Origin of the sequence: Frigoribacterium sp. VKM Ac-2859 (genome assembly GCF_013204925.1) — a bacterium.
Lineage (GTDB): Bacteria > Actinomycetota > Actinomycetes > Actinomycetales > Microbacteriaceae > Frigoribacterium.
Map to the genome: position 1 here is coordinate 128,736 of NZ_JABMLC010000002.1, position 23,344 is coordinate 152,079.

Annotated in this window: 25 protein-coding genes and 1 tRNA gene; 10 read left to right on the forward strand and 16 right to left on the reverse strand. The window is 72.2% G+C overall.

What is annotated here, in order from left to right; all coding sequences use genetic code 11:
- Positions 1-152 precede the first annotated feature (152 nt).
- Positions 153-746, reverse strand: coding sequence for a gluconokinase (locus HQQ78_RS08465; RefSeq protein ID WP_173152447.1), 594 nt, complete (start codon positions 744-746; stop codon positions 153-155).
- Positions 746-2,137, reverse strand: coding sequence for a GntP family permease (locus HQQ78_RS08470; protein WP_159826884.1), 1,392 nt, complete (start codon positions 2,135-2,137; stop codon positions 746-748). The genes HQQ78_RS08465 and HQQ78_RS08470 overlap by 1 nt, the downstream gene beginning before the upstream one ends.
- 212 nt (positions 2,138-2,349) lie before the next feature.
- Between HQQ78_RS08470 and HQQ78_RS08475 the strand changes: the two genes are divergently transcribed.
- Complete coding sequence (locus HQQ78_RS08475) at positions 2,350-3,084, forward strand: FadR/GntR family transcriptional regulator (RefSeq protein ID WP_162234613.1); 735 nt, start codon at positions 2,350-2,352, stop codon at positions 3,082-3,084.
- Between the two features lie 176 nt (positions 3,085-3,260).
- Positions 3,261-3,572 (forward strand): hypothetical protein, encoded by a 312-nt coding sequence (locus HQQ78_RS08480; protein ID WP_056048270.1) that lies wholly within the window; start codon positions 3,261-3,263, stop codon positions 3,570-3,572.
- A gap of 21 nt (positions 3,573-3,593) precedes the next feature.
- On the opposite strand, the gene HQQ78_RS08485 is transcribed toward HQQ78_RS08480, so the two are convergent.
- From HQQ78_RS08485 to HQQ78_RS15870, 3 genes are all read right to left on the reverse strand, one after another.
- A complete protein-coding gene (locus HQQ78_RS08485; RefSeq protein WP_173152449.1) occupies positions 3,594-4,067 on the reverse strand; it encodes a MarR family winged helix-turn-helix transcriptional regulator in 474 nt (157 codons plus the stop codon).
- Entirely contained in the window at positions 4,064-4,303 is a 240-nt protein-coding gene (locus tag HQQ78_RS08490) for a hypothetical protein (protein WP_173152451.1), read from the reverse strand. Before HQQ78_RS08490 ends, HQQ78_RS08485 begins: the two co-directional genes overlap by 4 nt.
- 128 nt (positions 4,304-4,431) lie before the next feature.
- Positions 4,432-5,148 (reverse strand): general stress protein, encoded by a 717-nt coding sequence (locus HQQ78_RS15870; RefSeq protein ID WP_254065153.1) that lies wholly within the window; start codon positions 5,146-5,148, stop codon positions 4,432-4,434.
- A 142-nt stretch (positions 5,149-5,290) separates the two neighbouring features.
- Here HQQ78_RS15870 and HQQ78_RS08500 point away from each other — a divergent pair, with 142 nt between their 5' ends.
- Complete coding sequence (locus tag HQQ78_RS08500; protein ID WP_173152454.1) at positions 5,291-6,028, forward strand: HAD family hydrolase; 738 nt, start codon at positions 5,291-5,293, stop codon at positions 6,026-6,028.
- Positions 6,029-6,131: 103 nt separating this feature from the next.
- Here the strand turns inward: HQQ78_RS08500 and HQQ78_RS08505 are convergent, their stop codons facing one another.
- A complete protein-coding gene (locus tag HQQ78_RS08505) occupies positions 6,132-7,532 on the reverse strand; it encodes an NtaA/DmoA family FMN-dependent monooxygenase (protein WP_173152456.1) in 1,401 nt (466 codons plus the stop codon).
- 68 nt (positions 7,533-7,600) lie between these two features.
- Positions 7,601-8,200: a TetR/AcrR family transcriptional regulator gene (locus HQQ78_RS08510; RefSeq protein ID WP_173152458.1), complete on the reverse strand. Its 600-nt coding sequence runs from the start codon at positions 8,198-8,200 to the stop codon at positions 7,601-7,603.
- Between the two features lie 119 nt (positions 8,201-8,319).
- Here HQQ78_RS08510 and HQQ78_RS08515 point away from each other — a divergent pair, with 119 nt between their 5' ends.
- Genes HQQ78_RS08515 through HQQ78_RS08545 form a run of 7 tightly spaced genes read left to right on the forward strand, consistent with a single transcriptional unit; the run spans position 8,320 to position 15,602 of the window.
- Positions 8,320-9,450 carry an ABC transporter substrate-binding protein gene (locus tag HQQ78_RS08515; protein ID WP_056048287.1) on the forward strand — a complete coding sequence of 377 codons (1,131 nt, stop codon included), beginning with the start codon at positions 8,320-8,322 and terminating at the stop codon, positions 9,448-9,450.
- Positions 9,447-10,310 (forward strand): ABC transporter ATP-binding protein, encoded by an 864-nt coding sequence (locus HQQ78_RS08520; protein WP_173152460.1) that lies wholly within the window; start codon positions 9,447-9,449, stop codon positions 10,308-10,310. The genes HQQ78_RS08515 and HQQ78_RS08520 overlap by 4 nt, the downstream gene beginning before the upstream one ends.
- Positions 10,303-11,217, forward strand: coding sequence for an ABC transporter permease (locus HQQ78_RS08525; RefSeq protein ID WP_056048290.1), 915 nt, complete (start codon positions 10,303-10,305; stop codon positions 11,215-11,217). Before HQQ78_RS08520 ends, HQQ78_RS08525 begins: the two co-directional genes overlap by 8 nt.
- Complete coding sequence (locus HQQ78_RS08530) at positions 11,217-12,113, forward strand: ABC transporter permease (protein ID WP_173152462.1); 897 nt, start codon at positions 11,217-11,219, stop codon at positions 12,111-12,113. The genes HQQ78_RS08525 and HQQ78_RS08530 overlap by 1 nt, the downstream gene beginning before the upstream one ends.
- A complete protein-coding gene (locus HQQ78_RS08535) occupies positions 12,110-13,099 on the forward strand; it encodes a nucleoside hydrolase (protein ID WP_173152464.1) in 990 nt (329 codons plus the stop codon). Before HQQ78_RS08530 ends, HQQ78_RS08535 begins: the two co-directional genes overlap by 4 nt.
- Positions 13,096-14,145 carry an adenosine deaminase gene (add, locus tag HQQ78_RS08540; RefSeq protein WP_216844319.1) on the forward strand — a complete coding sequence of 350 codons (1,050 nt, stop codon included), beginning with the start codon at positions 13,096-13,098 and terminating at the stop codon, positions 14,143-14,145. Before HQQ78_RS08535 ends, add begins: the two co-directional genes overlap by 4 nt.
- Complete coding sequence (locus HQQ78_RS08545; protein WP_173152466.1) at positions 14,142-15,602, forward strand: 8-oxoguanine deaminase; 1,461 nt, start codon at positions 14,142-14,144, stop codon at positions 15,600-15,602. The genes add and HQQ78_RS08545 overlap by 4 nt, the downstream gene beginning before the upstream one ends.
- A gap of 223 nt (positions 15,603-15,825) precedes the next feature.
- On the opposite strand, the gene HQQ78_RS08550 is transcribed toward HQQ78_RS08545, so the two are convergent.
- From HQQ78_RS08550 to obgE, 9 genes are all read right to left on the reverse strand, one after another.
- Positions 15,826-15,901, reverse strand: a tRNA-Ala gene (locus HQQ78_RS08550).
- Between the two features lie 89 nt (positions 15,902-15,990).
- Positions 15,991-16,698 carry an AAA family ATPase gene (locus HQQ78_RS16380; protein WP_173152469.1) on the reverse strand — a complete coding sequence of 236 codons (708 nt, stop codon included), beginning with the start codon at positions 16,696-16,698 and terminating at the stop codon, positions 15,991-15,993.
- Positions 16,699-16,869: 171 nt separating this feature from the next.
- Positions 16,870-17,283: a ribosome silencing factor gene (rsfS, locus tag HQQ78_RS08560; RefSeq protein WP_043597095.1), complete on the reverse strand. Its 414-nt coding sequence runs from the start codon at positions 17,281-17,283 to the stop codon at positions 16,870-16,872.
- Between the two features lie 62 nt (positions 17,284-17,345).
- Positions 17,346-18,569: a hypothetical protein gene (locus HQQ78_RS08565; RefSeq protein ID WP_056048298.1), complete on the reverse strand. Its 1,224-nt coding sequence runs from the start codon at positions 18,567-18,569 to the stop codon at positions 17,346-17,348.
- Positions 18,566-19,192 carry a nicotinate-nucleotide adenylyltransferase gene (nadD, locus tag HQQ78_RS08570; protein WP_082060195.1) on the reverse strand — a complete coding sequence of 209 codons (627 nt, stop codon included), beginning with the start codon at positions 19,190-19,192 and terminating at the stop codon, positions 18,566-18,568. The genes HQQ78_RS08565 and nadD overlap by 4 nt, the downstream gene beginning before the upstream one ends.
- A gap of 17 nt (positions 19,193-19,209) precedes the next feature.
- A complete protein-coding gene (locus HQQ78_RS08575) occupies positions 19,210-19,431 on the reverse strand; it encodes a hypothetical protein (protein ID WP_056048301.1) in 222 nt (73 codons plus the stop codon).
- Between the two features lie 38 nt (positions 19,432-19,469).
- The gene (locus tag HQQ78_RS08580; protein ID WP_173152472.1) at positions 19,470-20,738 is read right to left on the reverse strand and encodes a glutamate-5-semialdehyde dehydrogenase; all 1,269 of its coding nucleotides are present in this window, start codon (positions 20,736-20,738) and stop codon (positions 19,470-19,472) included.
- Between the two features lie 87 nt (positions 20,739-20,825).
- A complete protein-coding gene (proB, locus tag HQQ78_RS08585; RefSeq protein WP_173152475.1) occupies positions 20,826-21,671 on the reverse strand; it encodes a glutamate 5-kinase in 846 nt (281 codons plus the stop codon).
- On the reverse strand, positions 21,668-23,218 hold the full coding sequence (gene obgE / locus HQQ78_RS08590; protein ID WP_123571841.1) for a GTPase ObgE: 1,551 nt from the start codon (positions 23,216-23,218) through the stop codon (positions 21,668-21,670). The genes proB and obgE overlap by 4 nt, the downstream gene beginning before the upstream one ends.
- Positions 23,219-23,344 lie beyond the last annotated feature (126 nt).

Genomic DNA, 23,344 nt, shown 5'->3' on the forward strand with positions numbered 1-23,344 from the left:
TGGCGGCCCGGCGAACCGCGGGCGTCCACCCGGTGAACGCGTCGCACCGTCGAGTGGGCGGAAGATGCCGTCACCCACCCCGTGACCAGCATCTCTTGCCCACTCGAGCCCCGGTCACGGCACCGGCAGGAGGGACGGAGGCGCGGCCCGGCTCAGGCGACCGGCGTCAGCCCCAGCGCCCGGATGACGTCGTCGGCCTCGTCCTCGGGCGACCGGCCGGCGTCGACCACGACGTGCCGCTCGTCGGCCTCGGGCGGTTCGAGCGTCGCGACCTGCGAGTCGAGCAGGGCGGTCGGCATGAAGTGGCCCTCGCGGGCGGCCATCCGGTCGCCGAGCAGGTCGCGGCTGCCGCGCAGGTAGACGAAGACGACGTTGTGCTCGCGCAGCACGTCGCGGTACTTCCGTTTCAGTGCCGAGCAGGTGATCACGCCGGGCACACCCGCCAGGGCGTGTTCGACGATCCAGGACGAGACCGTGTCGAGCCAGGGTGCCCGGTCGTCGTCGTCGAGCGGGGTGCCGGCCGCCATCTTCTCGACGTTCTCGTCGGGATGCAGGTCGTCGCCCTCGTACGAGTCCCAGCCGAGCCGCTCGGCGAGCAGGGCCGCGACGGTCGACTTGCCCGAACCCGACACGCCCATGACGACGAGCACGGGGTCGGCGGCGTACGGACCGCCCGCCGGCACCACGCCTCCCGCATCCGGCGCGGCAGCCGAGGAGGAGCGGTCCGCATTGTCGAGGACGGTCATCAGATGAACACGCTCGCGAGCATGACCCCGGCGAGGGCCGTGAGGCTGAGGACGCACTCCATCAGGCTCCAGGTCCTGAAGTTCTGGCCGACCGTGGTGCCGAGGTACTCCTTGATCAGCCAGAAGCCGGCGTCGTTCACGTGCGACAGGAAGACCGAGCCCGCACCGATGGCGAGCACCAGCAACGACGCCTCGGGGGTCGACATGTCGGCGGCGAGCGGGGCCATGATGCCGGCGGCCGTGACCGTGGCGACGGTGGCCGACCCGGTGGCGACGCGGACGAGCGCCGCGACCACCCAGGCGACGAGCAGGACGCTCACGCCCGACTCCGACACCGCGTCACCGATCACGGTCCCGATGCCCGTGTCGATCAGGACCTGTTTGAACCCGCCACCGGCGCCGACGATGAGCAGGATGCCGGCGACGTCGGGCAGCGACGAACCGAGCGTCTTCGACACGGCGGCCTTGTCCATGCCCCCGGCGCGGGCGTAGAAGACCATCGCGTAGAGCACGGCGACGGTCAACGCGACCATCGGCGTCCCGAGGAACTCGAGCAGGTCGACCCAGGTGCCGGTCGCCGTGGGCAGCGCCGCCTCGCGGATCGAGCGCGCGAGCATGAGCACGACGGGCAACAGGATGCCGATCAGGGCGTTGACGAAGCTCGGGCGCCTGCGGGCCGAGCCCTCGCCGCCGTCCTCTTCCTTCGAGACGAAGAGGTCGGGGACCGGCACGGGCGCCCACTTCGCGGCGAGCTTGGAGAACAGCGGGCCGGCGACGATCACGGTGGGGATCGCGACGAGCACGCCGAGGCCGAGCGTCAGGCCGAGGTCGGCGCCCACGGTCGAGACGGCGAGCAGCGGGCCGGGGTGCGGGGGCACGAGGGCGTGCATCGCCGAGAGGCCGGCGAGCGCCGGGATCGCGATGCGCATGAGCGGCAGGCCCGACCGGCGGGCGACGAGCACGATCACGGGGATCAGCAGCACGAGGCCGACCTCGAAGAACATCGGCAGGCCGATCAGCGCGCCGATCAGGGCCATCACCCAGGGCAGCGCCTTCTGCGACGAGCGCGAGATGAGGGTGTCGACGATGCGGTCCGCTCCGCCCGAGTCGCTGAGCAGCTTGCCGAACATCGCGCCGAGCCCGATCAGGATGCCGACGCTCGTCATGGTCGATCCGAAGCCCGTGCCGAAGCTCGTGACGGCGTCGCCCGGGGCGAGGCCGGCGCCGATGCCGACCCCGACGGCGCCGAGCAGCAGCGCCAGGAAGGGGTGGACCTTGAGCCAGGTGATGAGGCCGACGATCACGACGATGCCCACGAGGGCCGCGATGATCAACTGCGCGTCGGTGCCCGAGGGCGTGGGGGCGGCCGTGGCCGCTGCGAGGAGGTGCATTCCGTCGCGTCCTTCCGAGGACGCTTCACTGCGACCTCTTCGTCGTGGGCCGGAGCCCGGGGGGTTGTCGTCCGTCGGCGCCGGACGGATGTCTGGCAGTCTTGTTCCACGAACGAATCTGATTAGTGTGAATAATCAGACTTATGGAGTGTGCCACAGTCGGCACCACCCCGCCACCTGCCTGCCCACCCCCCTCGATCAAGGAGTCGTCGATGACCCCCGGCCTCGCAGCATCACGAGAACGCGGCCTGCACGCCCGGGTGGTCGACGTCCTCGGAAGCGAGATCGTCGACGGTCGACTGGCCGTGGGCTCCATCCTGAACCTCGACGACCTGGCCGTCCGCTTCACGGTGTCCCGGTCGGTGCTGCGCGAGGCCCTGCGCGTGCTGCAGTCGCTCGGCATGGTCGAGCCGCGTCAGCGCATCGGCACGCAGGTGCTCCCCCGCACCTCGTGGGATCTCATGAACCCGCAGATCATCCTCTGGCGCGGTCGCAGTCCCGAGTACTTCGTCCAGATGCGCGAACTGCTCGAGCTACGGCTCGGGCTCGAGCCGGTCGCGGCCCGACTGAGCGCGCTCGCCTTCACCCCCGATCAGGCCTCCGCCGTCGAGGACGCCGCCCGCACCATGGTCGCCGCCGCCGCGTCCGGTGACGGCCGCGCCTACCTCGAGGCCGACGTCGCGTTCCACACCGCCGTGCTGCGCGGCTCGGGCAACGACGTCATCGGCCACTTCGCGTCCACCGTCGAGGCCCTGCTGCGCACCCGGACCGAAGAGCGCCGCTTCACCATCACCGAGTACACGCCCGCGGCGGCCGGACTGCACCTCGACCTCGCCCTCGCGATCCGGGCCGGCGACGCCGACGAGGCCTTCTCCCGCTCGTGGCGGCTGATCGACACGACAGTCGACGAGTTCGTGGCCGAGTCGGGCGGCTCCCCCGCCGCCTGATCGGCCCCAACCGCCCGCCCGCCCGGCCGTGGCCGTTGCTCGGCGACAGCCTCCCGCCCGGTCCCGGCCGCGCCATCGGCGCGTACGGCCGACTCACGGAGGAGGCGCGGTGGACGCACAGGTGCCCGTCACGTCCCGTTCACGCACCGGTCGCCCCCGGGGTGGAGCATCGACGCATGATCTCGCTCAGCGCCCTCGTCAAGCCGAAGGACGGAATCCACTCGGTCCGCCTGCTCGAGAAGAGCCTCCGCGACCACTACGAGAACGTCCCCGTCACGGACCACCAGTACCTCGTGCGCTTCGCCGACGGTCCCGCCCTGGTGACCGACGAGCTCGCGGGTCTGCGGGTCGACGTCGTGGTCTCGGACGAGCGGGCCGCGTCGCACTTCCGCGAGGCGCTGGCGGGCGAGATCGCGACCCGCGTACTCGGGCGCACCGTCGACGTCGTGTGGTCGCGCTCGGCGAGCGTCCCCGCGCCGCTGCGCTGAGGCACGGCGGAGCCGAGGGGGTCAGTCGCCCTCGGCGTCGGCGGCCGCGATCAGCTTCGTCATCGTGCGGTGCAGCACGACGAGCTCGTCGGGCGTCACCCCGAGCCGCGCCATCATGCGGGCGGGGATGCTCTCGGCCTCACGCCTCGACGCGGCACCGGCCGGGGTCAGCTCTATCGACAGCGCGCGCTCGTCGTCGGCCCGGCGCGCTCGGGTGAGCATGCCCTGGGCCTCGAGCCGCTTGAGCAGCGGACTGAGCGTGCCCGGGTCGAGCCGCAGCAGACGGCTGAGCTCACGACCCGACAGCGGTGCGTGCTGCCAGAGGGCCAGCATGACGAGGTACTGCGGGTGCGTCAGCCCCAGCGGCTCGAGCACCGGACGGTAGGCCGCCACGACGCCCCGCGAGGCGACCGAGAGCGCGAAGCAGATCTGGCTCTCGAGTTCGAGCGGATCGGCGCCGGCGGCGCTCATGCCCGCGGCGCCGGCGGCGCTCATGCCCGCGGCGCCGGGCAGTGCACCATGGTGCGGACGCCCGTGCGGTCGACGACGTGCTCGTCCATCGGGGCGCCGCAGAGCGGGCAGGCGCCACCGTGCTGGGGGGCCACCGCCGGCGCCTCGTTCTTCAGCCCCAGCTGCGCGCCACCGATGTAGGGACGCAGTCGGGCGTTCATGCGCTCGACCAGGTCGCCGAACCTGCTGCCGTGGTCGTGCTGCCGCTCGGGTCTCGTCATGATGGTGAGTCTACCAACGATTGGCGCCCCAACGACAGGGCCACGGCGGACGGAGACGCGACCGCGCCCGCCCCGACGAACGGGGCGGGCGCGGAACGGCGGAACCGAGGAGGCGCGGGTGGCGTCGCTCAGGCGACCTTGCGACCCTGCGCCAGCGTCTGGTGCGCCCGGGCGGCGAGTTCGCCGCGGACCAGCACCTCGTACCGACCGGCCTCCATGGTGCGGACCGACGAGAAGTCGCGACGACCACGCAGCATCTTGTGGCCGACGAAGCCCCACAGCGCCCCCCACAGCGCACCGAGGCCGACGGCGACGAGCAGCACGCCGATCCAGGCACCCGACGGGGCGAAGATGCCGAAGAGCAAGCCGAGCAGCAGGCCGAACCACGCTCCGCCACCGGCGCCGCGTCCCGCGGCCTTGCCCGAGGTCAACCGACCCGACACGTTCTCGACGGTCCGGATGTCGTGCCCGACGATCGACACGCTCTCGACGGGGAAGCCCTCGTCCGACAAGAGGTCGACGGCCGACTGGGCGTCCTCGTACTTCGTGAACGACGCGAGCACCTGGGGGTAGCCCGCACCCGCGAAGGCGCCGATGCCGCCGGGGCCCGGGGTGCCCGTCGTCGGCGTGGCCTGCGGCCCGGGCTGGCCGTAGCCGGGCTGGCCGTACGGCGCGCCCGACTGATCGCCCTGACCCGGCACCGTGCCCGACGGGCCCGGGGCCTGCCCGGCCTGCTGACCCTGGTCGCCTGCCGGCTGCTGTCCGGCGGACTGCGGTGCGTACTCGCCGTACGCGGGGCGGGGGCGGTCGTCGGGGGTGGGCGTGGTGTCCTGCTCGTTGCTCATGCTCCCGTTCTATCGCGCCCGCGTCGACGCGGAGGGAATGCACAGACGGCCCACAGCATTCCTTGGCCCGCTCCCAGTCCCACCGGCCGCACCACGGCCCCTCCCATGCTCGGGTGTCGGTCACGTGGGGCAGGATCGACGGATGACCACCACCCACGTCCTCGTGCTCGACTTCGACGGGACCGTCTGCCTGGGCGACGGCGCCGTCCTGACCTACGCGCGCCTCCTGGACGAGGCCCTCGCGGCGACCGACGAGCGGCATCCACCCCGGCTGGTCGAAGCGGTGCTGGCCCGGTTCGTCGGCAGCCCGCTCGCCGACGAACCCGCCGGGGTCGACGCCGCCCTGGCCGAGGCCGACGGGTCGCCCGACGGGTACGTCGTCGCCGAGCGGGTCTCACGTGCCCTCGGCGTCGCCGACGCGGCCCGCTCGGCCGCCTACGCGGGGGCCCGGGCGGCCCTCGCGGACGGGCGCCTCGAGATCGAGGCGCCGGACGGACTCGCCGAGCTGCTCGACTCGCTGCCCGACGGCGTGCACGTCGTGCTCGTGACGAACTCCCCCGAGCACGGCGTCGTCCAGCCCCTCGAACGACTGGGCCTCGCCGACCGCGTCGACGAGATCGTCACCGACGCGCGCAAACCGTCCGGGCTGCCCGCCGTGCTCGACCGGCTCCGCGCCGACGCGGGTCTCGCCGGCCGCCCCGACCGTCTGCTCAGCGTGGGCGACATCTGGCCGAACGACCTCGAACCGGCCGCCACCCAGGGTTCGCCGACCGCGTTGGTCGAGCGGTTCCCCTCCGTGGACGCCCGGCCGACGCATCGCGCGGCGACGCTGCCCGAGCTGTACCCGGCGATCCGCGCCTGGGCGGGACGCGCCTCCTGAGCCGAGCCGCGCCTCCCCGGACCAGCCGCACGCCCTGAGCCGCCCGCGCCGCCGGGACACGGTCCCCGGGGAGGCGCACCACCCGTCGGCGTCGGCGGCGGCGTCAGACCGTCGCCGGCACCACCGCGAAGCGGGCACCCGGGTGGTCGGCCGAGAGGTGTGCGCCGGGACGGCCGAGCATCTGCTCCCGCAGCGTGCCCGTGGCCGGCTCGGCCGGCATCCGGCCGCGGCGACGCAGTTCGGGCACGACGAGGTCGGCGAAGTCGGCCAGGTCGGCCGTGCCGAAGATCGGCTCGATCAGGAATCCGTCGAGGTCGGTCTCGTCGACGAGCCGCTCGAGCTCGTCCGCGACCTCGACGGGGTCGCCGACCAGCTGGAGCCCCCGGGTGCCCTTGCCTCGCAGGTCGTCGAGGATCTCACGCACGGTCGGGGCCGGCGAACCGTCCTTCGGCAGGAACCGGTCGATGTTGCTCTGACCCATCTGCCCGACGGGGCCGCCGTCGTCCTGCAGCTGCGTCAGGTCGCGGGACGGGTCGAGCGAGAGCAGGTCGATGCCCGTGTTGCCCGCGTAGAGGACGGCGACGACCTCGTCGGTCTGGAGGTCGTCGAACTCCTTCCGCAGCGCGACGGCCTCGTCGTGGGTCGGGGCCACCGTGACGGTCAGCCCGACCATGATCTTGACCGACTCGGGGTCGCGGCCGAGGGCGGCCGCCTTGGCCCGGATGTCGGCGACGTTCGCGGCCGTCTTCGGCACCGTCGTGCCCTGCACGAAGACGCACTCGGCGTTGCGCGCGGCGTAGGCGCGCCCTCGGTCGGACGTGCCGGCCTGGAACAGGACGGGCGTCCGCTGCGGCGACGGGGCGACCGTGAAGTAGCCGGACGACCGGAAGTGCTCGCCGGCGAACTCGACCCGGTGTATCCGGTCTCGGTCGGCGAGGACGCCCGCCTCGGCGTCGCCGCGGAACGCGCCGTCCTCCCAGCAGCCCTCCCAGAGCGTGATCGCCAGGTCGACGTACTCGTCGGCCTGGTCGTAGCGGGCGTCGTGGCCGCGCATCTCGTCGTGGCCGAACAGCTCGGCGACGGTGTTCTGCGAGGCGCCCGTGACGATGTTCCAGCCGATGCGGCCGCCCGTCAGGTGGTCGAGCGTGGCGAAGCGGCGGGCCGACTGCACGGGGTGGTCGAGGCCGGTCGACGAGGTGACGACGAAGCCGAGGCGTTCGGTCTCGCGGGCCAGGGTCGGGATCAGCAGGGCCGGGTCCATGCCGGGGAAGTTGATGCCGCCGCGCGCCGCGGTCTCGGGCAGGTCGCCGTCGACCGACGGGTAACCGAACCCGTCGGCGAAGAACAGGAAGTCGAAGCCGGCCGCGTCGAGCAGCTTCGCCATGCCGATCCACAGGTCGAGCCCGTGGTAGCCGAGCGAGTCGCTGCGCGGGTGGGACCAGCTGAGGGTGCCGCCGACCTGGGGGCCGGCGACTTCGAACACACCGAGACGGATCTGCTTCATGCCGTCAGTGAACCGGATGGTTCACCCAGAGTCCAGCCCCGAAACAAGGTCTTAACACGGGGCTCCCCTCAGGCGGGGACGGCGGCGGCGCGGACGCGGGCGACGAGCGCCGCGATCGCGTCGACGGCCGCGCGGTCGACGGCCGCGCTCGCCCCGGCGCTGAGCAGCGTCGCCTGGAGACCGCGCCAGAGCGCGACCGTCTCGTGCGCGAGCGACTCGGCCCGCGCCTCCTCGACGCCCTCGGCGCGGTACGCGGCCGCCACCTGACCCACCCACTCGGAGCCGATGTCGCCGAGCAGCGAGGCGTAGCGCTCGCGATCGAAGCTCGCGAGGCCGAACACCTCGAAGAACAGCCGGTTGAAGGGCTGGTTGACGGGATCGGACACCGTCCGCCAGACGGCGAGGAGGCGCTGGTCGAGCGGCAGGTCCGGCCCGGCCAGGTGGTCCACGACCCCGACGATGCCCGGGAACCGCCGTTCGGCCCCGTGCAGCGCCGTGACGACCAGTTCTTCGCGGCTGCCGAAGTAGTACAGCAGCATGCGGTTGTTCGAGCCGACCGCCGTCGCGAGGGCGCGCAGGGTGAGCTGGCCGACGCCGTTCTCGAGCACGTGGTCGACGACGCGCTCGAGCAGTTCGGCCCTCTTGTCGGACGACTCACGCGTGGCCATGACCCCGAAACTAACGTCTCGCGAGGTCGGCGACGACGGCAACACGACCGAAACGACGATGAAACAGTCCGGGTCTAGCTTTTCGACACCTCACCCGAACGAACCTCAGGAGTTCCCCCATGAGCCCTCTCTCCGTTCCTCCCGCGTTCCGCTCCACCTCCCTCGACCGCCGCGGGTTCCTGCGCCTGGGCGGGTCGGCCGCCCTCGTCGTCGGCACGACCGCCCTGCTCGCCGCCTGCACCGACTCGTCGGCCGGGACGGGCGCGGCGACCGGCGGGGCCGCGTCCGGCGGGTCGTTCGGCACCATCGCCGTCCAGCTCTCGTGGATCAAGAACATCGAGTTCGCGGGCGAGTACTTCGCCACGGAGAAGGGCTACTACACCGACGCCGGCTTCAGCGAGGTCACGCTGCTCGCGGGCGGCGGGCAGACCGGAGCCGAGGAGGCGCTGCTCGCCGGGCAGGCCAAGGTCGGGTTGTCGTCGGCCTCGCTCACCGGCCCCTCGGTCGCCCAGGGCGCCGCCCTCAAGATCATCGGCACGACGTTCCAGAAGAACCCGTTCTGCCTGCTCTCGCTCGAGGAGGGAGAGCCGATCCGCACCTTGGCCGACCTCAAGGGCAAGAAGATCGGCGTGCAGTCCGGCGGCAACCAGACGATCTTCGAGGGCTTCCTCAAGGCCAACGACATGACGCTGGACGACGTCGAACTCGTCGCCACGCAGTACGACATCGCCCCGCTCGAGACGAACGCCTACGACGCGCACATGTCGTACATCACGAACGAGCCGATCCTCGCCGAGATGGACGGCTTCACCCCGGTCGTGCTCGGCTTCGCCGACAACGGGCTTCCGTTCGTCGCCGAGACCTTCACCGTCACGCAGGACACCATCGACAACGAGCGCGACATGCTCAAGGCCTTCCTGGTCGCCGAGATCAAGGGCTGGACCGACGCGGTGAAGGACCCGGAGCAGAGCGCGAAGTACGCCGCCGAGAAGTACGGCAAGGACCAGGACCTCGACGTCGAGGAGCAGACGGCCGAGGCCGAGGCGCAGAACACGCTGATCCTCACCGAGGACGTCAACGCCAACGGCCTGTTCACGATGACCGACGAGCTGGTCGCCGAGAACATCGCCTCGCTCAAGGCCATGGGCACCGACGTGTCGGCCGACGACCTCTTCGACCTGAGCATCATCAAGGAGGTCTACGAGGAGAACCCCGACCTCGTCACGACCTTCGAGATCCCCACGGCATGACCATGACGGACGGCACCACGACCGCGCGCACCACGCTGCCGCTCACGACGGCCACGGGCGACCCCGCCGGCCGACCCGAACTCGCCACGGGCATCAACATCCAGGGACTGACCAAGTCGTTCCAGCTCGGCCGGAAGAGCGTGCAGGCCCTGACGCAGATCGACCTGGGCACGAAGAAGGACTCGTTCCTCAGCCTGCTCGGCCCCTCGGGCTGCGGCAAGTCGACCATCCTGCGCATCCTGGCGGGGCTCGAGACGCCCACCTCGGGCAGCGTCGTGATCAACGGCAAGACCGCGGCCGAGGTGCAGCGCGGGCACGAGACGGGAATCGCGTTCCAGGACTCGGCCCTGCTGCCCTGGCGCAGCGTCGAGAACAACATCCGCTTGCCGCTCGAAGTCGCCGGGCTGACTCCCCCGGTCGGCCTGATCGACGACCTGATCGACCTCGTCGGCCTGAAGGGCTTCGAGAAGGCCAAGCCGGCGCAGCTGTCGGGCGGCATGCGCCAGCGCGTCTCGATCGCCCGCTGCCTCGCCGTGCAGCCGACCATCATGCTGCTCGACGAGCCCTTCGGCGCGCTCGACGACATGACGCGGCAGCGCATGAACGTGGAGCTGTTGCGCATCTGGGGCGAGAAGCCCGCCACGACGCTCATGGTGACGCACGGCATCGCCGAGGCCGTGTTCCTGTCCGACGTCGTCGCCGTGATGAGCGCCCGGCCCGGCCGCATCGCCGAGGTGGTCGAGATCGACCTGCCCCGACCGCGCCTGCCCGAGCTGACCCGCACGCCGGAGTTCCACGCGTACGTCGACCGCATCTCCGAGATCCTGTTCGGCTCGCACGGGGCGGCCGCCGATGACTGACCTGCACACGTCGCCCCGCGAGACGGCCGAGCGCGAGGTCGAGGCGGAGCTGGGCCAGAGCGTGGCGCTCCAGGCCGAGACCGTCCGGGGTCGCGAGCGACGGTCGGTGCTCGGCTCGATGGCCGCTGCCCCGCCGTGGGTCGGCGCCCTCGTCGGCATCGTGCTCATCGTCGCGATCTGGCAGGTCGTGGCCGTCACGCTCTTCTCGGTGACGGGCTCGGTGCCCCCACCCGGCCAGGTGCTCGTCCAGCTCGTCACCGACCTCAGCGACCTCGTCTACTGGCGTGCCATCGGCGCGACCGCCGGCAGCGCGGCGTGGGGCTTCCTCTGGGGCAACCTCATCGCGTTCGCGCTGGCCTTCGCCGTGCTGCTCGTGCCGTGGTTCGAGGGCCTCTCGACCCAGCTCGCAGTGGTCTGCTCGTGCATCCCGCTGACGGCGATCGCGCCGATCGTCACGCTCATGTCGCCCGCCGGCGGCCGGACGACGTCGATCTTCCTGGCCGCGCTCAGCGTGATCTTCACCACCGTCATCGGCACCCTGCTCGGCCTGCGGGCCGCGAGCGAGACCCAGCTCGACGTGATCACGGCCTACGGTGGCTCGCGCTGGACGCAGCTGGTCAAGGTCCGTCTGATCGCCGCCCTGCCCAGCATCCTCGCGGCGCTGAAGCTGGCGGCCCCCGCGGCGTTCCTCGGGGCGGTGCTCGGCGAGTACTTCCTCATCGGCGTCGACCAGGGCCTCGGCATCCTGCTGCTCGCGGCGCAGGCCACGGCGGCGTCGGTCAAGCTCTGGGCGCTGGCCCTGATCTCGGGCGGCATCGCCGGGATCGCCTACTTCGTCATCGGGCGGATCAGCCGACTGGTCACGCCCTGGTCGGCGGGCGACAGCCGCGCCGGAGAGGGGTTCTGATGGCCACGACCCTGCCCACGGGCACCGGCACCCGCGTCACCGCCCCCGCGGTCTCGACCAGCGCCTCCTCGACCGCCCGGTTCGTCCTACGGCGCATCGGCCGCACCGTGCTGACGATCGCGATCTCGGCGGTCATCCTCGGCATCCTGTGGAACCTCGCCATCGTCGTGCTGCAGGCCAACGCGTTCATCGCGAAGACCCCGGCCGACGTGTTCCGTTGGTTCTTCGTCGACTCCGAACTCAGTCGGACCACGGCCGCCGAGAACCGCGTGCACATCGCCGGCCTGCTCGGCGTGACCCTGTGGCACGCCGCGATCGGCTTCGTCTTCGGCGTCGGCGGGTCCCTCGTCGTGGCGGTCGTGTTCACCCTGATCCGCCCGGTCGAGTTCATGTTCATGCCGATCGCCATGCTGCTGCGCACCGTCCCGCTGCTCGCGATGGCACCCGTGATCTACCTCGTGCTGGGCAACGGCATCGTCACCGCCGGCTTCATCGGCGGAGTGGTCGTGTTCTTCCCGTTGTTGGTGAACCTGACCCTCGGCTTCCGCTCGGTCAGCGCCCAGTCGGTCGACCTCATCCGGGTCTACGGCGGGAGCCGGTGGACGATCATGCGCAAGGTCGCGTTCCCCACCGCCCTGCCGTACTTCTTCGCCTCGATGCGCATCGCCGTGCCGGGAGCCATCACCGGCGCGATGCTCTACGAATGGCTGTTCACCTACGAGGGCCTCGGTGCCGCCATCACGGCCGCCAAGTCGCAGTCGCAGTACGGCGAGATCTGGGCGATCGTCGTGCTGATCACCCTCGTCTCGATCGTGCTCTACACGGTCACGACGTTCGTCGAGACGGCGGTGCTCGCGAAGTGGGGCCCCAACGCCGGTAAGGCGACCGCCTCGTGACGCGCCGCGTGCTGGTCGACACCGACACCGGCATCGACGACGCCCTCGCGCTGCTCTGGCTCGCCGCACAACCCGACGTCGAGATCGTCGGCATCACCGCCGTCTACGGCAACTGCGCCGTCGACGACGCCCTGCGGAACGTCGGACACGTGCTGCGGCTCGTCGGGCTCGAGGACGTCCCGGTCGCCCGCGGCGCGGAGGGCCCCCTCGAGGCGGAGGCGCACATCGCGCACTACGTCCACGGTCACGACGGTCTCGGTGACGTCGTCGCCGACCGGCCGCTCCCGCGCGTGCTGCTCGACACCCCGGCGGCCGGACGCCTCGTCGAGGTCGCCCGGGAGTCCCCGGGTGAGATCGACCTGCTCACCCTCGGGCCGCTCACCAACGTGGCCCTGGCGCTGAGGGCCGATCCGCGCCTCCTGACCCTCTTCCGGTCGGTGACGATCATGGGCGGCAGCGGGCCGTTCCCTCCCCTCGGCCGCACGGACATGGTCGACGCGAACGTGCAGAACGACGGCGTGGCCGCGCGGGAGGTCTTCGCCGCCCCGGCGACCTCCCGCCTCATGGTCGGCGTGAACGCGACGTCGCAGGTGATCACCGACGAGTCGCACGTCGCGGCGCTCCGGGGCTCGGGCACGCCGACCGGCACGTTCGCCGCCGACGTCCTGGCGACCTACCTGGACTTCTACCGGAACGCCTGGGGTCGCCGCGTCAGCCCCGTGCACGACGGACTCGCCGCCGCGCTGATGGTCCACCCCGAGTGGATCGCCGACAGCGTCACCGGCCCCGTCGGCATCACGAACGACGGCTTCGCGACCCGCGGCCGGGTGCTGCGCACGGCCGACGGCGCCGAGGTCGACTGGCACCCGGACGGCCCCGTACCGACCGGCGACCCGTCGACCCCCACGACGGCGGTCACCGCCGTCCACACCGACCTCTTCCTCCCGTCGTTCGTCGACGCCCTGATCCACGGAGCCCGCTCGTGACCACCACCTCCCCCGCCGACGCGACCCGCGCCTCCTCGGCTGCCGCCCCCTCACCTGCCGGCGCCGTCGTGCGCGACCTGCGCGCCCTGCCCAAGGGCCACCTGCACCTGCACATGGAGGCGGCGATCCGCCCCGACTCGCTGGCCGACATGGCGGCGGCGTCGGGCGTCGTCGTGCCGATGCCGACCAGCTTCGGCGACTTCAGCGAGTTCAGTGCGACGTACCAGGGCATGCTCGTGGTCCTGGCCGAGAGCGAGAACCTCTTCCGCCTGATCGACGAGGCGGTCGAGGACTGCGCCGTCGAGGGCGTCGCCTACGTCGAGTTCGGGGCGAGCCCGCAGTTCTACGTCGCCACCTTCGGGTCCCTCGACGCCTCGCTGCGGGCGATGCTCGCGGCCTGCGCCGAGAGCGGCGAGCGGTGGGGCGTCGAGGTCGGCCTGATGATCACGGTCGACCGCACCGAGAGCGTCGAGGCCGCGAACGAGCTGGCCCACCTGGCCGCCGCCTACGCCGACCGCGGCGTCGTCTCGCTCGGCCTCGCCAACGACGAGCGCGGCAACCCGGCGGCGCGCTACGAGGAGGCGTTCCGCATCGCCAAGCACGCGGGCCTGCTCTCGACGCCGCACGCCGGCGAGCTCGCCGGCCCGGACCAGATCGAGGAGGCGCTGGACGTCCTCGGTGCCGACCGTGTGCTGCACGGCGTGACGGCCGTGCGGAGCGCACCGCTGATGGCCCGGCTGGCCGCCGAGGGCGTCTGCCTCGACGTGTGCCTCACCTCGAACGTGTTGCTCGCGGTGATCCCGACGATCGAGGACCACCCGCTGAAGCGTCTCGTCGAGGCCGGCGTGCGGTGCTCGATCAACGCCGACGACCCCATCCTGTTCGGGCCGGGCGTCCTGGCCGAGTACGGGCTGGCCCGCACGACCCTCGGCCTGTCCGACGAGCAGCTCGCCGCGTGCGCGCTGAGCTCGATCGAGTGCTCGGGGGCGAGCGACGGACTCAAGGAGCGGGCGGCCGGCGAGATCGCGGCGTGGCTGGCGGCGTGACCCCGCCCATCCGCCGCCTGGTCGTCGAGGGCGCCCACGTCGCGACGGTCGACGCCCACGACACCGAGCACGCCGGCGGGCACGTCGTCGTCGACGGATCGCGCATCGTCGCAGTCGGGCCGGGACCCGCCCCCGCGTGGTGCACCGCCGGGCTGACCCCGCCCGGCCCGGCGGCCGGGTCGGCTCCCGGGCCGGGCGGGCCTGCTTCTGAGACAACCGGGCCGAATGCCGCACCGATCCCGGTCGAGCGCGTCGACGGTCGGGGTCACCTGCTGACCCCCGGCCTGGTCAACACGCACCACCACCTCTACCAGTGGCTGACCCGTGGCATCGCGCAGGACTCCATCCTGTTCGACTGGCTCGTCGCGCTCTACCCGACGTGGGCGCGCCTCGACGAGCCGCTCGTCGAGGCCGGGGCCGCCGCCGCGATCGCCGTGCTCGCCCGGTCGGGGTGCACGACCGTCGGCGACCACCACTACGTCTTCCCGGCCGGGGCCGGCGACCTGCTGGGCGGCATCGTCCGGGCCGCCACGACCGTCGGCGTCCGCCTGCACGCCACCCGGGGTTCGATGGACCTCGGTCGGTCGCAGGGCGGCCTGCCGCCGGACTTCGCCGTCGAGACGACGGACGCCGCGCTGCGCGCCAGCCAGGAGGCGGTGGCGCGGTTCCACGACCCGTCCGGCGACGCGCGGGTCCAGATCGCGATCGCGCCCTGCTCGCCGTTCTCGGTGACGCCCGACCTGCTGCGCGAGGCCGCCGTCCTCGGGCGGCAGCTCGGGGTCCGGCTGCACACCCACGGCTCCGAGACCGTGGAGGAGGACGCGTTCTGCCTCGAGCGGTTCGGCCGCACGCCGACCCAGTACCTGGAGGACCTCGGCTGGCTCGGCGACGACGTCTGGATGGCCCACTGCGTCCACCTCGACGACCACGCGATCGGACGGTTCGCCGCGACGGGGACCGGTGTGGCGCACTGCCCCTCGTCGAACGGTCGTCTCGCCGCGGGCATCGCCCCGATCGCGTCGTTGCTGCGCGCGGGGGCGCCCGTCGGGCTCGGGGTCGACGGTGCTGCGTCGAACGAGTCCGGCCAACTCGGCACCGAGATCCGGCAGGCGGTGCTCTTCGGGCGCCTGCACTCCGGGGCGGACGCGTTCTCGGTCCGGAAGGGCCTGCGCCTGGCGACGATCGGCGGTGCACGCGTGCTCGGACGCGACGCGGACCTCGGCTCGATCGAGGTCGGGAAGCTCGCCGACCTCGCCCTCTGGCGCGTCGACGGGGTCGAGTTCGCGGGCATCGCCGACCCGGTGGCCGCCCTGGGGCTCGCCTCGATGCCGCCGCTGGCCCGGCTCTGGGTCGGCGGCGACGCGGTCGTGGCGGACGGCGAGCTCGTCCACGCGGACCAGGGTCTGCTCGCCGAGGGCGCGGCCCGGGCGTCGGCGGAGCTGCGCGCCCGCGTCTGACGCGACCCGCGCCTCCTGCGCCTCTTGCGCCTCATGCGCCTCTCGCGCCCGTCGGCGTGAGGGCACGACCCGCCCGACCCGCGCGACCCGCCACGAAGTAAACACTCCGCCACGACATCTCGTGGCGGAGTGTTTACTTCGTAGCGGCGTAGCGGCCGACGCCTTCGAACAGACGGCCCGACAACGACGAAAGCCCCTCGCGAGGAGGGGCTTTCGGTGGTTCTGGTGGATCTGAGGGGACTCGAACCCCTGACCCCCTGCATGCCATGCAGGTGCGCTACCAGCTGCGCCACAGACCCAGAACTGTTGCCCTTCGGAGGTTTTCACCCCGCCGGAAGCAACTCGTCTACATTACTACATTTTTTCCGGCCGCAAGTTCACCCCGACGTCAGAGGTGACGCAGGTACCCCTCGGGTCCTTCAAGGAACGCCCGCCAGTGGCGCACGAGGTCGAGATCGGCCCACTCGACCGCCCGCACCCCGTGGTCGCCCACCTCGAGGATGCGAGCCCCGGGCAGGGCCGTCAGGACGGGTGAGTGAGTGGCGCAGACGACCTGCCCGCCCGTCTCGACGACGTCGGCCAGCGTGCCCATCAGGCGCAGGCACGAGCTGAAGGACAACGCGGCTTCGGGCTCGTCGAGAAGGTACAGCCCCCGACCGTCGACGTGGCTGTCGAAGGCCTGGAGAAAGCTCTCGCCGTGACTGACGTCACGGAACGCCGGATCACCGGGCTCGAACCGCCGGAACATGTCGAGAGCCGTTTCGGATCGCAGGAAGTACCCCCGGGCCGCCGTGCCCGTCAGCCGCGCACCCATCGGCGTCCGGTCGAGCTTCATCACGCGCCCGAGCGCGGATTTATCTAGCGGCGACGACCACCGCGAATCGCTGCGACCGCCCCGCAGGTCGACGCCCCAGGCCTCGGCCAGCGCCTCGACGACGGTCGACTTGCCGCTGCCGTTCTCACCCACGACGAACGTCACCGCGCGATCGAGAGCGAGCCCCTCGCCGATCAGCGACCGCACGACGGGCACCGTGAAGGGCCACTGGTCGCGGTCGGGGACGAGTGCCTCGGGGACTCGAACGCGCTCGACGATCACACCCTCAGCCTGTCATCCAACACCGACACCAGCCAGCACCGACACCGACTCACTCGGCGCGCGGCTCTCGGCCACGAGCCCCGAGAAGACGCGACATGCCGCTCACCTTGGGGGTGAGCGGCATGTCGCGACGTCCCGCCGATGCGGCGAAACAGAGGAGGCGCGGGGCGGTCAGGCCTCGGCCGGCGCGTCGGCCGTGGCCTCGGCCGGTGAGGTGGCCGACTCGGCCAGCACGTCGAGCGGGATCGTCGGGCAGTCGCTCCAGAGGCGCTCGAGCGCGTAGTACTGACGGTCCTCGTCGTGGAAGACGTGGGCGACGACGTCACCGAAGTCGAGCAGGACCCAGCGACCCTCGGCACGGCCCTCACGGCGGAGGGTCTTGACGCCGGCCTCGAGCATCTTGTCCTCGATCTCGCCGGCGATGGCGACCACGTTGCGTTCGCTGCGGCCGGTGGCCAGCAGGAACACGTCGGTCAGGGGCAGGGGGCCGGACACGTCGAGGGCGACGAGGTCGTCGGCCTGCTTGTCGTCGGCCGCGCGTGCGGCGATCTGCAGCAGCTCGATGGCACGAGGGGTGGCTGTCACGTGTTCCTTAGGGGGTAGGTGGTGATGCGGGCCGACCGGGGTCGGTTCGGGTGGGTCGGGCCTCAGCCCAGCACCCCGGTGGCGAAGCCACCGATGATCAAGCCGATGATACCGAGGCCCACGACGCCGCCCGAGATGCCGAGGATCAGCGGCAGGTGGTTGCCCTTGGGCTGCGACGCGGCCAGCACGACGGCGCGGGTGGACGTGTGCGTGCTGATGGCCCGGCTGGCGCGCACGGGCTCGGCGTCGCTCGACGCCTGCTCGGCGTCGCCCTGCTCGAGGATGCGGTCCATGTCGGAGTTGTCGATGCGTGCCTGCGAGCCGGTCGACGCCAGGCTGCGCGGCAGGTCGATCGAGCCCGTGATGATGATCTCGCCGGTCGCGTTCAGCGCACCGGTCACGTCGGCGACCTGCGCGTCGGTGAGGATCAAGGCGTTCTGCTGACCGGTGCTGGTGCCGAGCTGGCGGCCCGGGACGGACTCGGCGTCGGGCTCGTCGGACTGGGTGGACCAGTGGCCGGACGGGACGACGGGCGCGGCGTCGGACGAGTCGTCGCGCTGGTCGCGTGACGGACCGACGCCGGACGGTCGCGGCGCCGACGACACGGGACGGGACGGGGCAGGAGGCGCACTCGGCGAGTCCTGTCCGCTGCGGTCCTGCTCGTCGGACAGGGCGAACGGGAACACCGTCGGCGTCGACGTCGGGGTGGGGGTCGAGGACACCGGGGTCGCCGCGCCGGTCGCACCCGTGCGTCGGGGCCCGGGGACGTCGTCCGACGAGTCGTCGTCGTCCGACGGGTCGACGTCCGACACGGCGGACGGCACGGGGGCCGAGGCGGGACGGAGCGCCGCAGAGGCCGGCGCGGACGCACCGGGCGCAGAGGCCGGTCGGTCGGCGGCCGGGGCGATCTCGTCGACGGTGTTGAGCGCGTCGGCCAACGGACGACGGGGTTCGGGAGCCGGTGCCTGCAGAGGCACCGGGGAGGCGTCGCGGCTCTGGCTCGCGTCGCGCAGGGCGCGCATCTGGCGGCGGGTCAGGCCGGTGCCGGGGTCGACGACCGAGCCGGGTGCGGGGGGCGGCACGTCGCGCAGGGCGGCAGCCGACGGCACGGGAGTCGGCATCGGCACGTCACCCGTGGGGGTGGTCGCGGGCCGCGGGGCGGGAGCGGACGTCGAGGCCGGCACCACGGGCACGGCACCGGTGATGGCCTGACCGGCCTCGCGGGCTCGCTCGAGGTCGCGGATCTGTCGCCGGGTGAGGGGCGGCTGACCGTCGGACGTGCTCATGAAACGCTCCGATACAGATGGTGCTTGGAGATGTACTGGACGACGCCGTCGGGGACCAAGTACCACACCGGAAAGTCTCGACCCACCCGGGCGCGGCAATCGGTCGACGAGATGGCCAGTGCGGGGACTTCGAGCAAGCTTACGTCGCTCTCGGGCAAACCGCTAACGCTGAGGTCGTGGCCCGGCCGGGACACGGCGACGAAGTGGGCGAGGTCCCAGAGCTCTTGGACGTCTTTCCAGTCTAGGATCTGGGCGACGGCGTCGGCGCCGGTGATGAAGAAGAGCTCGGCCGTCGGACGGAGGCGTCGGATGTCGCGCAGGGTGTCGATCGTGTAGGTCGGCCCCTCGCGGTCGACGTCGACGCGGCTGACCGTGAAGGTCGGGTTCGACGCCGTGGCGATGACCGTCATGAGGTAGCGGTGCTCCGCCTCGCTGACCTCGGGTTTCATCCACGGTTGACCGGTCGGCACGAAGACGACCTCGTCGAGGTGGAACGACTGCGCGACCTCGCTGGCCGCGACCAGGTGCCCGTGGTGGATCGGGTCGAACGTGCCGCCCATGATGCCGACGCGGGGTCGCCTGACGCCCTCGCCGTCGGGCACGGTGGCGCCCGCCACGACCATCTCGCCGACCTCGGCGGTCAGTGGTTCTCGGGGTGACCGAACTCGTCGATCGGACCGTCGTGGTGGTCGAGCTTGTTCGCCTTGCGCAGCGAACGGTTGGCGACGTCGCGGTAGCTGAACACCACGTAGCCGAGGACGAGGAACGCGACGGCGAAGACACCGGCGATGACGGGTGCCGGCGCGATCAGCGGTGCGAGTTCTTCGTGGGCTTCGGCGAGCAGCAGCGAGGCGTCGAGCATGGGTTCTCCCGTTCAGGCGGTGACGATCGTCGGCCAGTCTACCCGCGGACCTGGCCCTGACCCCGCACGACCCATTTGGTGCTCGTGAGTTCGGCGAGCCCCATCGGTCCGCGGGCGTGGAGCTTCTGGGTCGAGATGCCGACCTCGGCCCCGAAGCCGAACTCGCCGCCGTCGGTGAAGCGGGTCGAGGCGTTGACCATGACGACGGCGCTGTCCACCTCGGCCAGGAACCGCTCGGCGGTCACCAGGTCGTTGGTCACGATCGACTCGGTGTGGTGCGTCGACCAGCGGGCGATGTGCGCCATGGCCTCGTCGACGTCGGCCACCACCCGGACGGCGAGGTCGAGACCCATGTACTCGGTCGCCCAGTCGTCCTCGGTCGCCGGGACCCCGTCGGGGAAGACCTCGAGCGTCCGTTCGTCGCCGTGGATCGTCACCCCGGAGGCGCGCAGGGCACCCAACACCGGCGGCAGCAGGCGTTCCGCCGCCTCGCGGTGGACGAGCAACGTCTCGAGGGCGTTGCACACGCTCGGACGCTGCACCTTGGCGTTCTGGACGATGTCGACGGCCCAGCCCTCGTCGGCGCTCGCGTCGAGGAAGACGTGCACGACCCCGGCACCGGTCTCGATGACGGGGACCGTCGACTCGCGGACCACGGTGTCGATCAGCTCGGCGCTGCCCCGGGGGATCAGGACGTCGACCAGCCCGCGGGCCCGCATGAGGTCGGCGGCCCCGTCGCGGCCGAACTCGTCGATGGTGACGACGGCGTCGGCCGGCAGCCCCACCTCGGCGAGGGCCTCGCGCATCACCTCGACCAGCACGCGGTTGGACTGCTGCGCCGCGCTGCCGCCGCGCAGGACGGCCGCGTTGCCGCTCTTCAGGGCGAGCGCGGCGATGTCGACCGTCACGTTGGGCCGGGCCTCGTAGATGGCTCCCACCACGCCGAACGGCACGCGGACCTGGTCGAGGCGCAGCCCGTTCGGCAGCACCTTGCCCCGCACCGACTCGCCGACCGGGTCGACCAGCGAGGCCACCAGCTCGGTGGCGGCCGCGAGCCCGGCCAGTCGTCCGGAGTCGAGCCTCAGGCGGTCCTGGAGCGATGCGCCGACGCCGTTCTCGCGCGCATTCGCCAGGTCGAGCTCGTTCGCCGCGACGATCCGGTCGACGTTGGCCAGCAGGGCGGCGGCGACGGCGCGCAGACCCGCGTCCTTGCGGTCGGCCGTCGCGGTGGCGAGCACGCGGGAGGCGGCCTTCGCGGCGGTCAGCTTGTCGGTGAGCGACGGGGCCGGGGCATCGATGAGCGACATGCACGAAGCCTATGCGCCGCTCCCCCGTCCCGCGAGACCGCTCCGGCGGTCACCGCGGCGGCGCGGACGCCCCCGGGGAGGCGCGGGTCAGTCGGGTCGCCCGCCCGCGGTCCCTGGCTCCCCCGCCGCAGGTCCCGACCCCGCGACTCCCGCCGCCTCGAAGAAGGTGCCGACCTGCTCGCCCGCGAGGGCCCGGGCGACGTTGGCGGCGCTCGTCACGAGGACGGGGGTGCCGGCCTCGGCCGCGAACCGGGCGGCCGCGACCTTCGTGCCCGCGCCTCCGGTGCCGACGCCGGCCGCACCGGCCGCGCCGAAGGTGACCCCGGCGAGGTCGTCGCCGAAGGGCACGTCGACGAGGGCGACGGCGCCGGGTTCGTGCGGCGGGCGGGTGTACAGGGCGTCGACGTCGCTGAGCAGGACGAGGGCGTCGGCACCGACCAGCTGCGACACCAGCGCCGCGAGCCGGTCGTTGTCGCCGAAGCGGATCTCGTGGGTGGCGACCGTGTCGTTCTCGTTGACGATCGGCAGGATGCGCAGCTCGAGCAGGCGCTCCATGGCGCGCTGGGCGTTGCTGCGGTGCGTTGGGTTCTGCATGTCCCCGGCGGTCAGCAACACCTGCCCCGCCACGATGCCGTAGCGGCGCAGGCTCTGCTGGTACCGGTAGATCAGGACGTTCTGCCCGACGGCGGCGGCCGCCTGCTGGGTCGCGAGGTCGGTCGGGCGGGAGTCGACGCGCAGGTGCGGCAGGCCCGTGGCGATGGCCCCGGACGAGACGAGCACGACCTGGGCACCCCGCCCGTAGGTCGCGGCGAGGGCGTCGACCAGCGGCTCGATCTGTCCGGCGTTCTCACCGCTGATCGACGACGAGCCGACCTTGACCACGATGCGGCGGGCCGTGCCGAGGCCGGCGCGGTCGACGACGCCCCCGGTCACGCCCGCTCGTCGCCTTCGACGTCGTCGCCCTCTTTCACGAGGAACCCTTCGTCGTCGGTCCACAGGCCGGCGGCGCGTTCGCGCTGCAGTTCGGCGCGGGCCTCGGCCTTGGCGTCCATGCGCTCGAAGTACTCCTCGCGGCGCTGGTTGCGGGTCGGGCGGTCGTTCTGGATCAGGCGCGGGTCGGTGCCGCGGGCGCTGGTCATCAGCTCGGCCGTCGAGGTGAGGGTGGGCTCCCAGTCGAAGACGATGCCGCCCTCGGGGCCGATGACGACCGTCGAACCGGCCTGCGCACCGGCCTTGAACAGGGCGTCCTCGACGCCGATGGCGTTGAGCCGGTCGGCGAGGTAGCCCACGGCCTCCTCGTTGTTGAAGTCGGTCTGCACGACCCACCGCTCGGGCTTCTGGCCCAGGATGCGGTAGACGTTGCCGTAGGTGCCGCCCTCGACCCTGATGACGAAGGGCTTCTCGTTGACGGCGCGGGGGCGCATGACGATGCGAGGAGGCGCGGGTCGCGCCGCGATCTCGGCGCGGCTGGCCTCGACGACCTCGGCCAGGGCGAAGGACAGGTTGCGCAGGCCCTCGTGGCTCACGGCGGAGATCTCGAAGACGCGGTAGCCGCGGGCCTCGAGCTCGGGCGTGACGAAGTCGGCCAGCTCGCGACCGTCGGGCACGTCGACCTTGTTGAGCGCGATCAGCTGCGGGCGGTCGAGCAGCGGCTTCTGGCCGTCGGGGACGGGGTACGCCTCGAGCTCGCGGAGGATGACGTCGAGGTCGGTCAACGGGTCGCGGCCCGGGTCGAGCGTCGCGCAGTCGAGCACGTGCAGCAGGGCCGAGCAGCGCTCGACGTGGCGGAGGAACTCGAGCCCGAGGCCCTTGCCCTCGCTGGCCCCCTCGATCAGCCCGGGGACGTCGGCGACCGTGTAGCGCGTGTCACCCGACTCGACGACGCCGAGGTTGGGGTGCAGCGTCGTGAAGGGGTAGTCGGCGATCTTCGGCTTGGCGGCCGAGAGCGCGGCGACGAGGCTCGACTTGCCGGCGGACGGGTAGCCCACGAGCGCGATGTCGGCGACGACCTTGAGTTCGAGCAGGACGTCTCCGGCCCAGCCGGGGGTGCCCAGCAGGGCGAAACCGGGCGCCTTGCGCTTGGTCGACGAGAGGGCCGCGTTGCCGAGGCCCCCGATGCCGCCCTCGGCGGCGACGTAGCGCATTCCCGGTTCGACCATGTCGATCAATTCGACGCCGTCGGCGGACTTGACGACGGTGCCGACCGGCACGACGAGCTCGAGGGTCTCGCCGTTGGTGCCGGCCCGGTGGTCGCCCATGCCGAAGCCGCCGTTGTCGCTCGAGCGGTGCGGTGCACGGTGGAACCCGAGCAGCGTCGTGACGCCGCTGTCGCTGACGATGACGACGTCGCCGCCGTGACCGCCGTTGCCGCCGTCGGGGCCGGCCAGCGGCTTGAACTTCTCGCGCTTGACGGACACGCAGCCGTTGCCGCCGTTGCCGGCGCGGAGGTGGAGGGTCACTTGGTCGACGAATGTGGCCATGAGGTGCTTGATCTCTTTGTCTGTGCGTGCCGGTGCGAGCTGCCCGGGTCAAACACGTCTGGGGCGAGCAGGATGCTCGCCCCAGACGGTGCGACCCGCGAAGGGCCGCCGATGCGGGTCGTGTGC

Excerpts from the sequence above, each read along its gene's own strand:
- HQQ78_RS08465 (WP_173152447.1), bottom strand. The coding sequence starts at position 746 with ATGACCGTCCTCGACAATGCGGACCGCTCCTCCTCGGCTGCCGCGCCG.
- HQQ78_RS08470 (WP_159826884.1), bottom strand. The coding sequence starts at position 2,137 with ATGCACCTCCTCGCAGCGGCCACGGCCGCCCCCACGCCCTCGGGCACC.
- HQQ78_RS08475 (WP_162234613.1), top strand. The coding sequence starts at position 2,350 with ATGACCCCCGGCCTCGCAGCATCACGAGAACGCGGCCTGCACGCCCGG.
- HQQ78_RS08480 (WP_056048270.1), top strand. The coding sequence starts at position 3,261 with ATGATCTCGCTCAGCGCCCTCGTCAAGCCGAAGGACGGAATCCACTCG.
- HQQ78_RS08485 (WP_173152449.1), bottom strand. The coding sequence starts at position 4,067 with ATGAGCGCCGCCGGCGCCGCGGGCATGAGCGCCGCCGGCGCCGATCCG.
- HQQ78_RS08490 (WP_173152451.1), bottom strand. The coding sequence starts at position 4,303 with ATGACGAGACCCGAGCGGCAGCACGACCACGGCAGCAGGTTCGGCGAC.
- HQQ78_RS15870 (WP_254065153.1), bottom strand. The coding sequence starts at position 5,148 with ATGAGCAACGAGCAGGACACCACGCCCACCCCCGACGACCGCCCCCGC.
- HQQ78_RS08500 (WP_173152454.1), top strand. The coding sequence starts at position 5,291 with ATGACCACCACCCACGTCCTCGTGCTCGACTTCGACGGGACCGTCTGC.
- HQQ78_RS08505 (WP_173152456.1), bottom strand. The coding sequence starts at position 7,532 with ATGAAGCAGATCCGTCTCGGTGTGTTCGAAGTCGCCGGCCCCCAGGTC.
- HQQ78_RS08510 (WP_173152458.1), bottom strand. The coding sequence starts at position 8,200 with ATGGCCACGCGTGAGTCGTCCGACAAGAGGGCCGAACTGCTCGAGCGC.
- HQQ78_RS08515 (WP_056048287.1), top strand. The coding sequence starts at position 8,320 with ATGAGCCCTCTCTCCGTTCCTCCCGCGTTCCGCTCCACCTCCCTCGAC.
- HQQ78_RS08520 (WP_173152460.1), top strand. The coding sequence starts at position 9,447 with ATGACCATGACGGACGGCACCACGACCGCGCGCACCACGCTGCCGCTC.
- HQQ78_RS08525 (WP_056048290.1), top strand. The coding sequence starts at position 10,303 with ATGACTGACCTGCACACGTCGCCCCGCGAGACGGCCGAGCGCGAGGTC.
- HQQ78_RS08530 (WP_173152462.1), top strand. The coding sequence starts at position 11,217 with ATGGCCACGACCCTGCCCACGGGCACCGGCACCCGCGTCACCGCCCCC.
- HQQ78_RS08565 (WP_056048298.1), bottom strand. The coding sequence starts at position 18,569 with ATGAGCACGTCCGACGGTCAGCCGCCCCTCACCCGGCGACAGATCCGC.
- nadD (WP_082060195.1), bottom strand. The coding sequence starts at position 19,192 with ATGGTCGTGGCGGGCGCCACCGTGCCCGACGGCGAGGGCGTCAGGCGA.
- HQQ78_RS08575 (WP_056048301.1), bottom strand. The coding sequence starts at position 19,431 with ATGCTCGACGCCTCGCTGCTGCTCGCCGAAGCCCACGAAGAACTCGCA.
- HQQ78_RS08580 (WP_173152472.1), bottom strand. The coding sequence starts at position 20,738 with ATGTCGCTCATCGATGCCCCGGCCCCGTCGCTCACCGACAAGCTGACC.
- obgE (WP_123571841.1), bottom strand. The coding sequence starts at position 23,218 with ATGGCCACATTCGTCGACCAAGTGACCCTCCACCTCCGCGCCGGCAAC.